This is a genomic window from Pseudonocardia charpentierae, assembly GCF_031845345.1.
Classification (GTDB): Bacteria; Actinomycetota; Actinomycetes; order Mycobacteriales; family Pseudonocardiaceae; genus Pseudonocardia; species Pseudonocardia charpentierae.
The window spans coordinates 20,823-34,716 of the sequence record NZ_JAVREJ010000025.1 but is presented as its reverse complement, the minus strand read 5'-3'; the positions used below and the strand labels follow the sequence as shown (position 1 = coordinate 34,716).

Below are 13,894 nucleotides of genomic sequence, written 5' to 3'. Positions count from 1 at the left end.
CTGGACGGCGTCGAGCGGGGCACGTATTGCACGTCGAACGTCGCATCGGCCTAGAGTTGCGGCTCGAGCGTCCCAGTAGGACGACTAATCTACTCAGCCGACATTCGAGCCACCGGATTTGCCGACAGAACTCGTAAAGTAGCTGCGGATTCATCGAGGAGTTCCGCAGGTGAACGTCGGGAGGGGATCGACATGGCCTTAATTTCGGTCAACGACACTACTCTTTACTACGAGCTTCGGGGACGTGGCCCCGCCCTGCTGTTCATCTCGGGTTTTACCGGCGACGCCGGGCTCTGGACTGAGGTTGCCGAAACCCTGTTCGACGCCTACACGGTGCTGACCTACGACCGCCGCGGCAACTCGCGCAGTCCTCGACCGAAGAATTGGACGGCGGCCCCGATCGACCAGCAAGCCGACGACGCCGCCGAACTGCTCACGGCACTCGATCTCGCTCCAGCCGTCGCTCACGGCAACAGCCAAGGCGCGGTTATCCTCACCAGCCTTGTGCTGCGTCACCCTGAGGTGCTGCGTGCTGCGATCTTCCACGAGCCCCTCTACGCAACAGCCACGCCGTCAGAGGATGATGTCCGCCTGCGACAACTCATCGAGGAGGGGATGGCGAAGGGCGGCCCACCGATGGCCGCAGAACTGCTCTTGCGGTGGGTCGCCGGCGACGAGGTCTTTGAATCGTTCGACCTCAGCCTTCGCAACAGGATGCTCGGCAACGGCGAAGTCTTCTTCGGCCTGGAACTCGAAGCCCTCACCGAGTACCGCCCCACGCTAGAAGAGTTGTCGGCCGTCCGACTGCCATGCGTGGTCGCCACCGGCGTAGAGAATCGCGACCCAGAAGCCTTACGCCACATCTTCTACGAATCTTCCAGATGGCTCGCCGACGGTCTACGAGCACCGCTGATCGAAACACCCGGATCGCACGTACCCCAGGCTTCACACCCTCGAGCGCTCGCAGAGACCATGCGCCCGATCCTGGCCAACCTCAACCGTTAGGGGTGCATTCGTTCGGCACGATTCCAGCTCGGCGTCCGCACCGCGCCAAAGGCGAGGCGTACCGACCGGATCTCGACCGAGGACCGCTGGTGGTGCGCCTGCCAAACTAGTCGTGCACGTTCGGGGGACGGCGACCAGCAGATCGGCCGGATCGCCGAGCCCTTCGCGCAGGCCCTGCTCGTCACCGGGTTAAGCCGAGAGAACCGCCGCGCTCATCGAGAGCAACCGGCCGCTGCCAACTACCTTGACCAGCGGTCTATAGCGCTACGGGGATCATCAGTCGTACTGCTGCTGTGCGGCGCCGATCCGAGATTGCAACGCGACATCGCCGCAGCTCAGAGGCTCATTGCTTACACGCCCCACGAGCGATGTTGCCGGATCTGAAGCCCTCTCCCTCGTTCCGGAATCTCGAGTTGAGCGCCGATGCACGTCGTGCGCGATGAGTTGATCTGGGCCTGGTACCCATGGAGGCCCGAAGGCATCTGCTGAAGATGATCTAAAGTTGATCTCACCAGGCAAGGTGTGATCGACTAGTTGGACGTTTTCGCAGCTAGACGCGTCGAGGGCGGCACTCGATGATCGAGTACCGCCTTCGTTCGCCGCGTCGGGACGACAGGATTTGAACCTGCGACCCCTTGACCCCCAGAACTTCAGTTCAGGCGTTTCTGCACGTCAACGCGCTAGGGACACGATGTACGACGTGACATTCGCGCAGGTCGCAACTCGCCGCCCGTGACGTGAGGTCCCACGTTGGTCCCAAGAATGTGCAGCACCCCGTGTGCGAGACCGCGGCGATACAGGACCGCCGCGCCGACCATCCCGCGTGAGCCCGGTGGCAGATGGGATGCCAGCGCTGTACGGCTCGTGCTGCTCCAGAGCAGGAGTGACGTCTACACGCCAAGGCAGTCGAATGGTGTTCGGCCGGAAACAGCACCGGTCGGAACCGACAAACACAAGCGAGGACCTCGTGTACACCATCCGTCGTACTGCCACCATCGTCGCCGTCGCCGCCGGACTGGCGGTCGCATCTACCGGCCTGGCATTCGCCGCCGAGGGAGGCCCGGCAGGTACTGCAACTGTTGGCACCACCGCGGCTGCTTCCCCTGCCGGAGCCAACTCAGCGAGTTCGGCCGCCGGGGCGGCGTCCGGCACTGACGGCTCCACGACGGTGCGGGTGGAGACGCAGTCCAGCACGTCCGCTTCGACGGAGGCCGACGGGTCGGCACCGAACGTGCCCGCGGGGAACGACGCGACCAGTGGGGCGTGGTGCGCCACCTACCGCCTTGCTGTCGCCGTCGGTGGGGATTCGTGGCTCGGGACCATGCACATCAAGGGCCTCTGCGAGCAGACGCATCCCTGACCAAATCTCATTCACTACAAGCAGCGAAGGACAGCCCCGATGAATGGCACAACGGTGGCATGTGCGGCTGCAGCGCTGGAGGTGGTCGTGGGCGGCCGGCACGTGACCGTCGCTCCGACCCAGCAGTTCGTCCTCGGCCGGGGCGCCGGTGTCGATCTCGTCCTCGACCACCCGCGGGTGTCTCGCCGACACCTCATCCTCGAACATGCCTCGCAGGGCTGGACAGCCGTCGACCACAGCCGCAACGGCACATTCGACGGCAGCCAGCGAATCAGCGCAGTCACGTTCACCGCCCCGACGACGCTGTTGCTCGGTGGCATGTCCAACGGTCAGCGGATCGAACTGCATCCGCGAGGCGTCGGCGCACACGTCGACCACACGTCGACAACCGTGGCGCATAGCCGACCGTCCGCCATGCAGCAGGCCCGCCTGTCGACCATCACGATCGGGCGTTTAGTCGGCAACGACGTTGTACTCGACGACCTCCTGGTATCCCGCCGACACGCTCGCCTCGAGCGCACACCGGAGGGTTGGCGGCTCACCGACCTCCGGAGCAGCAACGGCACCTTCGTCAACGGACGGCGCATCACGGATGCGACGGTGACCGAGCGGGACGTCATCGGGGTTGGGCGTGGCCTGCTGCAACTACGCGGCGGCCGTCTGTCGCCGTTCGTCGAGTCCGGGGGTGGCACTTTCGCGGCCGACGACCTCACCGTCACCACAGCCACGGGACAGACACTTCTCCAGTCGGTCAGCTTCACCCTGCCCGGACGGGGTCTGCTCGCGGTGATCGGGCCCAGTGGAGCGGGCAAGTCCACGCTGCTCAACGCGCTGGTGGGGAACCGCCCCGCTGACCGAGGCACCGTTCACTACGCCGGCCGCGACCTCTATCGCGACTACGACGAACTGCGCCATCGCCTCGCATTCGTCCCACAAGACGACGTGCTGCACACCCAGCTCACTGTCCGCCAAGCGCTGGCCTTCGCCGCACGTCTGCGGTTCGCCGCTGACGTCGATGCCGCCGCCCGTCGCAGCAGGGTGACGGAGGTACTCGCCGAGCTGGACCTGACCGAGCAGGCTGACCAGCGGATCAGCAGCCTGTCCGGTGGCCAGCGCAAGCGCACGAGCGTCGCGCTCGAGTTGCTCACCAAGCCGTCGCTGCTGTTCCTCGACGAACCGACCTCGGGGCTCGACCCCGGACTGGACCGCTCGGTCATGCACACCCTGCGGAAGTTGGCCGACGACGACCGCACCGTCGTGGTCACTACACATAACGTGGACAACGTCCACCTGTGCGACCGTGTGCTCGTCCTCGCCGCCGGCGGCCGAGTGGCTTTCTTCGGCAGACCGGACGAGGCACTGCGCTATTTCGGCAAGAAGGACTTCGCGGACATCTTCCTGATGCTCAGCGAGCGGCCGGGCGGGTACTGGGCACAGCAATTTCGACAGTCGCTCCACCACGCGACCGTGGCGCCGCTGCGGCGCCCGCCGGTGCCGCCGGTCACTCGATTCGCGTCAAGTCCGGCGGGCGCACGACGTCAGCTGATGCAGTTCTTCGTGCTGATGCGGCGCTACCTGGTGGTCATCGCCTCCGACCGCGCATACATGGGGTTCCTCGCGGCTCTTCCTCTGGTCCTCAGTCTGCTGGCTCGATCGGTGCCCGGTTCGGCCGGGCTCTCCACTCGCGCCGCCCTGGCGGCCGGGGATCCGCAACCGCGCCAGCTGCTGCTGGTGCTCATCCTCGGTGCGGCGCTCATGGGGGCCGCAGCGTCGGTCCGCGAGTTGGTGAAGGAGCGGCCGATCTATCGGCGGGAGCGAGCCGTCGGCCTGTCGCTCGCCGCGTACGTGGCCTCCAAGGTTGCCGTTCTGGGCGGGGTGACGGGCCTTCAGGCAATCCTGTTCACCGCACTGGCGCTCCTCGGCCGCAGCGGGCCGGACGAGGCGCTCGTCCTGAGCCGGGGCACGCTGGAGAACCTCGTCGCTGTGGTCGCGGTCGCCCTTGCCAGCATGCTCACCGGGCTGGTCGTCTCCGCGGCCATCGACAACGCTGACCGCGGAATGCCGCTCCTCGTGCTGCTGATCATGGCGCAGCTGATCTTGTGCGGTGGGCTGTTCAGCGTCCATGACCGGCCGGTGCTCGACCAGATCGCGTGGCTCGTCCCGTCACGTTGGGGCTTCTCGATGGCCGCCGCGACAGCTGGGCTCACCAACCTGACACATCCTCCGGTCGACCCAGCTTGGCAGCACCTCGCTGGCACCTGGTTGAGCGACCTGGTCGCGCTCGCCATCACCGCAGTCGTTTCGCTCGGGCTCGTAGTGCTCAGTCTGGCGCGGCTGGACCCGAAACTTGGAACCGCCCGGAGAGTGTGACTTCTCCATTGCGCCGGTCCCGCGAGAACGACGGGATGGCAGCCATCGAGCGATTCTGGTGAGCTCTGAGCTCGTCGCGGCCGGCGGTCCAGCAGTCCCGCCCAAGCGCGGATGTTGACGTCAGATGCTGTGGCTCGCTCCGACGATCATGAGTCGGAAGCGTCGAGTACGGACACGGTTCCGTCGTCACCGTTGGATACGTAGATGGTCCGGCCGTCCGGGGACGCGGCTACGTAGCGGGGGCTCTTGCCCCCGGCCGTGGTCGACACGATGGCTCCGGTGGACGGGTCGATCGTGGAGATCGCGTCGGCGTCCTCGTTGACGACGTAGAGGTGCTTGCTGTCGGCGGCGAAAGCTAGGTGTTGCGGAGTGGTGCCCGCCGGGTTGGTCCCTGTGACCTTGTTGGTGGCCGTGTCGATGAACGTCACGGTCGCGTCGGCGAAGTTCGCGGCTGCGAGGAGCCGACCGTCCGGGGACACCGCGACGCTGTGCGGGCTCTGGCCGACGGGAATGGTGTCGACGACCGTGTTCGATGCCAGGTCGATGACGCTGACGCTGTTCGACTCGTGGTTGGCGGTGTAGGCCCGGTTGATCGACGGGGCGAACGCGACGCCGTGCGGGTTCGGCTGAACCGTGACCGTGGGACCGATTGTCAAGGTCGCGCTGTCGAGGATCGACACATCGGATGCGCCGTGGTTGGGAACGAAGATGTCACCGTTCGGGCCCGTGGCCAGCGCGTAAGGCTGCGGCCCGCTGGCCACGACCGAGCTCACCGCCTTGCCGGCAGTGTCGACGACCGCGACGGCGCTGTCCGCACCGTCGCCGGTGTACATGCCCACGTAGGCGTGGAGCCCGTCCGGGCTCACTGCGACATACCGCGGGGTGCCGGGCATCGGGATCGTCGCCGACAAGGGGGGCGTGGTCATGTTGATCATTGAGAGGAATCGGGATTCGATGTTGGCGACGAAGATCGTCGAGCTGTCCGGGGAGACGACGACGCCCTGAGGGCTCTGCCCCACCTTCAGCACAGTGCGAACGGTCGGGCTGCCAGTGCTGGTGGCAACCGTGGGCGCCGCCGGTTCAGCCGGGGCTGCAGCCTGCGGCGCGACTGACACTGGTCCGACTCCCGCGTCGCCGCCCGGTCCTTCGTTGCTGCTGAAAGGATTTGCAATCACAGCGACGACCAGTACGAGTACGGCGACGACCGCGAGCGCGGACAGCAGCACACGGTTCCGACCCGACTTGTCGCTGCTCGTCGGACGTCTTGCGTGTTCGACAGTGATGGCTTCGAGCGGCGCCACGGCGGCCGGCACCGGTGCTACCGCGCGCGCCGAAGAACCGCCGCTCGTCGTCGCCTCGGAACGATCCGATCCGCCCCAGGCCTCGCCGACGGCATCGGGGGCGTCCCCTGGCGCGTTCCAGACGGTGTCGACGTCTTCGCCGGCCGCTCCCTGTGTGTGTCGCTCTGTCACGCTGTCGCCCAGGTCGGTCACCGTCGCGGTGGCCGGCACCGGAGCGTTCCCGGCGACACCCTCCCGACTGGCATCGGCCTCTGCCTCGTCATCCGAGAATTCGTCCTCGATCAGCACATGACGGCCGGAGAACTCGATCCGCTCGCGTTGCTTCTGCTCGACGACGAATGCGTACTCAGCATCTCGAGCACGTTGCGACGTTCCCGACCCGACGTCCGACCCCTCACGCTCGGCCGAGGGATCGACGCCGGCGAGCGCTGCACGGGCCGCAGTGGCGAGCTCGCCCGCGCTGTGGAAGCGGTCGACTGGGTTCTTGGCCATACCTCGGCTGATGACGTCATCGAAGGCCGTCCCGAGGTCGGCGTTGAACCCGGACGGCTCTGGTGGTGCCACGTTCACGTGCGCGTGCATCAGCGCGGGCAGCCCAGCCCCGTGGTAAGGCTTCTTGCCGGTGAGCAGCTCAAAGAACACACACGTCAAGGCGTAGATATCGACACGCTTGTCGACCACACCGTCGAACTGCTCAGGCGCCATGTAGTCCAGGCTGCCGAGCAGCGCACCGGTGCGGGTCAACGAGTAACTTCGGGTGCTGCCGCTTGAGCGGGTGATGCCGAAGTCCGCCAGGTAGATGAAGTCGCCGAGCTGCTGGCTGACCTCGCGATCAAGCAGCAGGTTCGACGGCTTCACATCGCGATGGACAAGCCCAGCCGTATGAGCCGTGTCGAGGGCGCTGGCCACCTGCTCGACGAGCGCCACCGTGCGCTGCGGCGCCAGCGGGCCGACGGCCTTGATCAGATCTCCCGCGTCGAAACCCTCGACGAAGCGCATGTCGATGAACAGGTGCCCGGCCAGCTCACCGAACCGGTGGATCGTGATGATGTGCGGGTTGCGCAACCGCGCAGCCAAACGGGCTTCCTGCTTGAACCGGGCCCGGAAGTCGGGGTCGTCCGCCAGATGAGGAGCGAGCCGCTTCAGCGCCACGACACGCTCGTGCTCGGCGTCGAAGGCCCGGTACACCTCCCCCATGCCACCGCGGCCCAGAAGGGCGTCGAGCCGGTACGGACCGAACCAATCCTCAGCCATACACGGCAAGCGGTGAGAGGGGCTGCACGGCTATGGATTCGCTAGCCACCCCGTTCACATTACGGCTCGAGCACCGATCACGCCGGACACCGGTGCAGCCCTCAACACTTCTGATGATGCGGCACTCGGGAGACCCCTCCCCCCGGGCATCCTGGCTTCATCTACGACGCTGGCGCGATGTGCGTTGGCTGCAGGAGCCCCGAACCCGAGGCAGGTTCATGACCGACGCGTGGATCACCGTCCGCGAAGGCACACCCAGCAATGCGCCGGTGACTACGACAACCGGCGTCAGCCTCGACCAGCAAGTCACCGTTGGACGAGCCGGACACGTCGTGGTCGGTGTCGATGTCGTCGACAGCGGCATCTCCCGCGTAGTCGCCACGGTCACCGCGACGTCCGAAGGCTGGACGATCAAAGACACCTCCCGCAACGGCATCCTCATCCACCCCTGGGGTCTGGCCCCGCTCCGCGCAACAGCTGATGTCCGCCTGCACTGGCCGCTGATCGGGCTGCGCGTTCTGGGCGCTGAACCCGACGCCCGCCACTGGGTCCTCCTCGAATGCGACCAGTACTCCATCGACGGCTCTGGCCGGAATCAGGCCACCGGCACAACCTTGCAAGCCGACCCACCTCGGCCACTCACCCCGGCGGAACAGCAAGCGATCGCGACGGTCTTCGAGGCGATACTCGCCTGGCCACCACCCCTGATTCCCGGCGAGCCACTGCAACTCAAGCAGGCCGGCCGCCGACTCGGCATCACGGCCTCTGCAGTCAAGGTGAGGCTCGAAGGAGCCCGCACCAAGGCCGAGCTCCTTGGACTCGATCGGGCGGTCGGCGTCACCGATCCTTCCTATCTTCACCTGCTCGTTGCCGCTGGCTACGTACGCCCGCCGACGCACGGGTACTGCAGCCTCGCCGGGTTTCCACCAGTCGCAGATCGGGACTGACGAACCTCGAGAAGGCCGAGTTGCTCGGGTGGGACGCCGGGTCGGCATCACTGATCTGACCTACCTGCACGTGCTCATTGCCGTGGGTGCGTCAGGCCGCCCAGGTTCCGCCCACAACGTCGCTCGGCAGGCACCTGCTCCAGAGCAGGGCTGACATAGGCCATCTAGCCATCTGTAATAGAAGCCGTGACATCAGCCTTGACAAAGCCGGCGCTCCCAACCGATCTTCAGGCGACTACGCTTTTTTGATGATTCTCGCCTCATGCGTCTGCGTGGCGATAACGCGGCCAGATCGTCAAGCAAGTTACTCGATGCACTGACTTGCACACACGGCAGAATTGGCCATGTACATGTCGTGACGTCAGCGGATTCCACGCAGCAGTGCGGACATAGAAGTTGTTGACACGCCGTGCGTGTGCAATCTAGGCAGCACCACGACGAAGAGTGCCCGAAGTACCAAGGGTAGTCCTGACCAAGGGAGAGAGTGATGAAGCACCATCTGAGGTGGACTTCTGGAGTCCTCGCCGTAATTCTGATCATGCTGAGTACAGTTGGGACTGGATCCGCCTTGGCGAGCGCCCCCGTTGCCTACTTAGCGAGCCCGAAGGATACCTGTAAGGGATGGGGTGGCGTACTCGACAATGCCGTCCGATTCGGCACGGGGGCGCTCGCACCGCCGATTCTAGGCAAGGCCGACATCGGGACTCCATATGTGGATGGGGACGTCGTAAGGGCTGATAGCTCATTGCCCTTCAAAGCTGGGGAACCTGCAGCTCGCAAGTAGCTTTTCAAATGCAGACAAAAGCATGCGGCACGTGGGGATGCAACTGGGAAACGCGCAATCACGGAAAGTATGAGTTTCTCTGGAAGTACGCCGACAGCGGAAATGTTTCACAGCAGGTAACGATGGGATGTCGCAAAGGCACTCATTCTTACCGAGTGAAAATGGCCGTAGTTGGACTCAAGAGCGACTTCGAGGAAGGCGACAAGAACGGCAAGGGCAAGGCTATTGGAGCAGCGCCTTCCAGCCAGCAGGAGTACAGTCCGGTCGTCAAGCTGACCTGCGACTAACCGTAGGACGGGCAGTTCAAGTGAGCGCGGGTACGCGTCTCAGAGCTTGACCAGAGTCCAGAAGTGACGCCGCCCGCGGAAGCAATTTCCGTCAGTCAGCGGCGTCACTTCTGGCGGTCGGGATCCACGTTAAGAAGCTGCAGGATCTCCGGCTTGGCCCCGCTGAGTTGCCTGGGTCGACCATCCCGAGGTGGACCTCCGCTAGAGGCGCCACCCACGAGCGCAGATCGGCACCGCTGGTAAGGAAGCCACTCCCTGAGCGGTCGCGTCCCCGCTGTTGGGGCTGATTTCACACTGGGTGCATGTCTGCCGATCGTCTCCACGACTCTGAGCCATCCCGGCACCGGCTCGCTTTCTGGACCGGCATGGGCGTGACGATGGTGCGCGCCCCCGACCACGCGGGTGACCTCCCCCAGCACGCGGTACGGAAAGTCCCCACCGAGCGCCAAACGTCCCAGAGCGCACACGGTTGAACGTGACGACGGCGATTCGCGGAGCAGCATCAAGTCTGCGCAGAGGCTGAATATGGTCGCGGTGGTCAGCTGAGCCTTGAGGCCGGATACCAGTCATCAGTGGTCACTACCGACAGACCAGCACCACCGCTTGCGGTCTTCGCCGAACACTGACCGCCGAGCTGAGCCGTAGGGATTCCCCCACCCCGCCTCGGGGGGTCACACGCTGTGCCGCGGCGTCATGGCGCCCGATTCTTGCCGCTATGCCTTCCAACATCCCGTCCTCGCATGCTACCTCGGCTTCGGCGCGTGCCGATGCCGACCTGCCACCGTGGCACGACATTCACGGCGATCTCCAGCGCTGGTCAGACCCGGCCGTGCGAGCGCTTCTGGATCTCGCCGAGTGCGGTCCGCTTCCGACGCCGTCTCACGTCCTGTGAAGTTGACCCCCGTGGAGTTCCAGAAGGTCCGTCAACTTCGATTGCGCTCCGGCCGGACGTCAGCCGTCGGAGCAGGGTTAGCCGCGGCGTGGAATCGGATCTCGGCGACGAGTTGCGCGTGGTCTGAGGCGATGCGGTCGCGGTCGTCGTTGCTGAGTTGGCTGTCAAAGAGGTGGTCGTTGAGCTCCGGCATCGCCCACGGCACCATGTACGGGATCCTCGTCCGACTCGAGGGCTGGGGATGGCTGGAGAACCGCCTCGACTACCTCCCCGACCGCGCCACTCCCCCACGTCGCTACTACCGGCTGACCAGCGACGGCGCCGAACGGGCACGAGCAGCCGTCGAACAGGCCGAGCAACGCGCGATCCGTGGACGCCGGTGAAGCTCGCCGCCGCTCGGCAAGAAGGCGGGCTACGCGACATGACCACACCCACCCTGCAGCTCCTCGACTGGGCAGGCACCCGCGACCGCGGGCTGGATGTGGTCACGTAGGTCGATTCGACGAAACTCGGGGCAAACCCAGGCATTATCCGGCGACCTCGACCGGACCAGAGAGCAGCGGAGCGAGGCGCCCGTCGCCGTCCGCCGGCAGCTACTCAATCTGGCGGGGTGACGCCCGACCACCGCCGCCGAGTCTCTTCCGGTGTCAGATGCTCGACGTACAGAACAACCGTGTCGAGAGTGATCTGCGGGTAGTAGACGCGCATCCGATCGAGCAACTCCTCAGGCGTCGGCTGCTCAACGTCGTCCCGCGTCCGTCCCGCCACCTCCCGCAACGGTAGGTACTCCACCGAGGTCACATAAACCACGACACGCTGGTCCTCGAACGGCCAGTTCACATAGCACAGGAACCCCGGCTCGATGTCTCCCTCGTCGAGCCTGATGGTGTCGGTCTTCTCGCCCCGCAGCAGCGCCGGGAAGCGCGAGTCCATCAGGTGAAGGGTCTGCACATCTGGTCAAAATACGGGTCGGGCAGCCACGCCCGCAGGCGCTCTAGCAGCCAACCTCCCGCAGGTCGACCGTTGCTCGAAGCAGGCCGAACGGCTTTACTCAGCTGTGGCGAGAGAAGCTCGTGAGGTGCCCCGTTGTTCTCGGACCACGATCCAATAGGATCTGGCCCGGAAGGTGATACAAGGAATGGCGAGGAAGTACCGCAAGTTCAGTCCCGAGTTCCGGGACGAGGCCGTGCGATTGGTGATCGACGGGTCACGCCCGATCGCTCAGGTTGCACGGGAACTCGGCGTGAACGAAGGAACACTCGGCAATTGGGTGAACCAGTACCGCAAAGACCACGCCGGCGACGAGCCTCCGCTTAGTCCGCATGAGCGGATCCAGCTGGCCGAGACCCAGCGCGAACTTCGCGAACTTCGCATGGAGAACGAATTCTTGAAAAAGCGGCAGCGTACTTCGCCCGGGATCCCCGGTAGCCGAGAAGTACGAGTTCATCGACTCGTGCCGAGCAAGCGACGCGAAGTACGCCTATCCTGTGAAGAAGATGTGCACCTGGTTGTCGGTTTCGGCGTCGGGATTCTTCGACTGGCGCCAGCGGCCGGACTCGGCCACCGCGCGCCGACGCGAGCGACTCGCCGCACTGATCCGCGAGGCGTTCGAGTCCTCCGACGAGACCTACGGCTACCGCCGCATCCACGCCCAGCTCACCCGCTGGGGCGTGCCCTGTGGTCCCGAGCTCGTCCGCGGCATCATGCGCGAGCTGGGCCTACAGCCCTGCCAGCCCCGGCCTCGGCGGGCCAACCTGACCGAGCAGGACGGCCGGACTCACCGCATCCCCGACCTCGTCGCCCGCGACTTCACCGCCGAGCGGCCGGGCCAGAAGTTCGTCGGCGACATCACCTACATTCCGACTTGGGAAGGCTGGCTCTATCTGGCAACGGTAATCGACTGTCACACAAAAATGGTCGTCGGCTACGCCATGGACGACAACTACAAGACCCCACTGATCGTCGAAGCATTGACCCGTGCAGCGAACTCCACGACACTCGCTCCCGACGCGATCTTCCACTCCGACCGCGGAAGCAACTACTGCTCCCGCGAGTTCGCCACCACCGTTGCGGCACTCGACATACGCCAATCGGTCGGCCGGACCGGAATCTGCTACGATAACGCCATGGCCGAGTCGTTCTTCGCCGCATTGAAGAACGAACGCGTTCACCGGACGGCCTACCCGACACGCGCACACGCACGCGCCGACATTGCTCGCTACATCGAGTTCTGGTACAACAGGAACCGGCTCCACTCCGGGTTGGACTACAAATCTCCCCAGGAAGTCCTCAACGAGTGGACGCAACACCAGCAAGCGGAATAACACGCAACAATTCAATTGGTCCGAAAATTTCGGGGCTGATCAGCCGTCCGAATCTGGATCGCCGACGACACGAGCCGGTCCACAATCAAGAACACGTTGGCCATGCTCGTGCGAATCATGGAGCAAGCCCTCCGCGACGGTCTCGTCGACCGCAACCCCGCCCGCATCAGCGGATGGCAGCGCGAGTACCAACGCATCGAGGACGAGCTCGACGACCCGCGCAGCCTCGCCCTACCCGACTGGACCGCGCTGCAGACCCTCGCCGACGCCCTCGTCGCCCGTTCCGCCGACCACTACCCCGGCTGGGGCGACATCGTCATGTTCGCCGCCGCGACCGCCGCCCGCATCGGCAAGGTCTCCGGCTGCCGCGCAGTGGACATCGACACCAAGCGATGGTTCTGGACCGTCCGCCGCCAGACCACAACCTCGCCCGGCGGACTGGTCGATAAAGGCACGAAGGGCGAACGCGCTCGCATCGTGCCGCTCATCCCCGAGGTCCGCCCGATGGTCCAACGTCGACTCGCTCTGGCTGCACAGCGGGCCGACGGCCGCTTGTTCGTCGGCCCGCGCGGCGGCCGGCTCAGCACTGCGATCCTGCGCGACGCCACGCACTGGGACGAGGTCGTCGCCTCTCTGGGCTTCGACCGACTCCGCCGTCACGACCTCCGGCACACCGGACTGACCTGGATGGCCGACGCCGGCGTCCCGCTGCACCACCTCCGCAAGATCGCCGGGCACGGCTCGCTCACCACCACCCAGCGCTACCTGCACCCCGATCAGCAAGCCGTTACCGAAGCCGGTCACCTGCTGTCCGCACACCTGAACGCCGGTCCCGACCGTGCACGGCTGCGGCTGGTCTAGCAGCGCCTGGTCCCAAATTGGTCCCAGATTGATCTTCTGGGCACTTTGCTAGATCAACTCAGCAAACGCCAGGGCCAGGGCTGCATCGCTGAACGGAGCTGTTTCGCCTGCTAGACGCGTCGAGGGCGGCACTCGATGATCGAGTACCGCCTTCGTTCGCCGCGTCGGGACGACAGGATTTGAACCTGCGACCCCTTGACCCCCAGAACTTCAGTTCAGGCGTTTCTGCACGTCAACGCGCTAGGGACACGATGTACGACGTGACATTCGCGCAGGTCGCAACTCGCCGCCCGTGACGTGAGGTCCCACGTTGGTCCCAAGAATGTGCAGCACCCCGTGTGCGAGACCGCGGCGATACAGGACCGCCGCGCCGACCATCCCGCGTGAGCCCGGTGGCAGATGGGATGCCAGCGCTGTACGGCTCGTGCTGCTCCAGAGCAGGAGTGACGTCTACACGCCAAGGCAGTCGAATGGTGTTCGGCCGGAAACAGCACCGGTCGGAACCGACA

At 65.3% G+C, this 13,894-nt stretch carries 8 protein-coding genes; 6 read left to right on the top strand and 2 right to left on the bottom strand.

Features of this window, described 5'->3' with window-relative positions; genetic code table 11:
• The first annotated feature begins 192 nt into the window (after positions 1-192).
• The gene (locus RM445_RS26480) at positions 193-1,005 is read left to right on the top strand and encodes an alpha/beta fold hydrolase (RefSeq protein ID WP_311559577.1); all 813 of its coding nucleotides are present in this window, start codon (positions 193-195) and stop codon (positions 1,003-1,005) included.
• Between the two features lie 1,399 nt (positions 1,006-2,404).
• Positions 2,405-4,735, top strand: a complete 2,331-nt coding sequence (locus RM445_RS26475; protein WP_397469404.1) for an ATP-binding cassette domain-containing protein — start codon at positions 2,405-2,407, stop codon at positions 4,733-4,735.
• 146 nt (positions 4,736-4,881) lie between these two features.
• Here the strand turns inward: RM445_RS26475 and RM445_RS26470 are convergent, their stop codons facing one another.
• Positions 4,882-7,290, bottom strand: coding sequence for a serine/threonine-protein kinase (locus RM445_RS26470; RefSeq protein WP_311559575.1), 2,409 nt, complete (start codon positions 7,288-7,290; stop codon positions 4,882-4,884).
• A gap of 218 nt (positions 7,291-7,508) precedes the next feature.
• Here RM445_RS26470 and RM445_RS26465 point away from each other — a divergent pair, with 218 nt between their 5' ends.
• Both RM445_RS26465 and RM445_RS26460 read left to right on the top strand, forming a co-directional pair.
• Positions 7,509-8,237: a hypothetical protein gene (locus RM445_RS26465; RefSeq protein ID WP_311559574.1), complete on the top strand. Its 729-nt coding sequence runs from the start codon at positions 7,509-7,511 to the stop codon at positions 8,235-8,237.
• Between the two features lie 2,142 nt (positions 8,238-10,379).
• Positions 10,380-10,583, top strand: a complete 204-nt coding sequence (locus RM445_RS26460) for a helix-turn-helix transcriptional regulator (protein ID WP_311559573.1) — start codon at positions 10,380-10,382, stop codon at positions 10,581-10,583.
• A gap of 214 nt (positions 10,584-10,797) precedes the next feature.
• On the opposite strand, the gene RM445_RS26455 is transcribed toward RM445_RS26460, so the two are convergent.
• Positions 10,798-11,133, bottom strand: coding sequence for an ASCH domain-containing protein (locus RM445_RS26455; protein WP_311559572.1), 336 nt, complete (start codon positions 11,131-11,133; stop codon positions 10,798-10,800).
• Positions 11,134-11,338: 205 nt separating this feature from the next.
• Here RM445_RS26455 and RM445_RS26450 point away from each other — a divergent pair.
• Positions 11,339-12,524, top strand: a protein-coding gene (locus tag RM445_RS26450) for an IS3 family transposase (protein WP_311559571.1) whose coding sequence is annotated in 2 segments (ribosomal slippage) — positions 11,339-11,598 and positions 11,597-12,524 — 1,188 coding nt in all. Because the reading frame shifts where the segments join, the coding sequence is not laid out codon by codon here.
• A gap of 117 nt (positions 12,525-12,641) precedes the next feature.
• Positions 12,642-13,385: a tyrosine-type recombinase/integrase gene (locus RM445_RS26445; RefSeq protein ID WP_311559570.1), complete on the top strand. Its 744-nt coding sequence runs from the start codon at positions 12,642-12,644 to the stop codon at positions 13,383-13,385.
• Positions 13,386-13,894: the final 509 nt, after the last annotated feature.

What these genes read in the sequence shown, in the direction of transcription:
- RM445_RS26480 (WP_311559577.1), top strand. Translation starts at nt 193, where the DNA reads ATGGCCTTAATTTCGGTCAACGACACTACTCTTTACTACGAGCTTCGG.
- RM445_RS26475 (WP_397469404.1), top strand. Translation starts at nt 2,405, where the DNA reads ATGAATGGCACAACGGTGGCATGTGCGGCTGCAGCGCTGGAGGTGGTC.
- RM445_RS26470 (WP_311559575.1), bottom strand. Translation starts at nt 7,290, where the DNA reads ATGGCTGAGGATTGGTTCGGTCCGTACCGGCTCGACGCCCTTCTGGGC.
- RM445_RS26465 (WP_311559574.1), top strand. Translation starts at nt 7,509, where the DNA reads ATGACCGACGCGTGGATCACCGTCCGCGAAGGCACACCCAGCAATGCG.
- RM445_RS26455 (WP_311559572.1), bottom strand. Translation starts at nt 11,133, where the DNA reads ATGGACTCGCGCTTCCCGGCGCTGCTGCGGGGCGAGAAGACCGACACC.
- RM445_RS26445 (WP_311559570.1), top strand. Translation starts at nt 12,642, where the DNA reads ATGGAGCAAGCCCTCCGCGACGGTCTCGTCGACCGCAACCCCGCCCGC.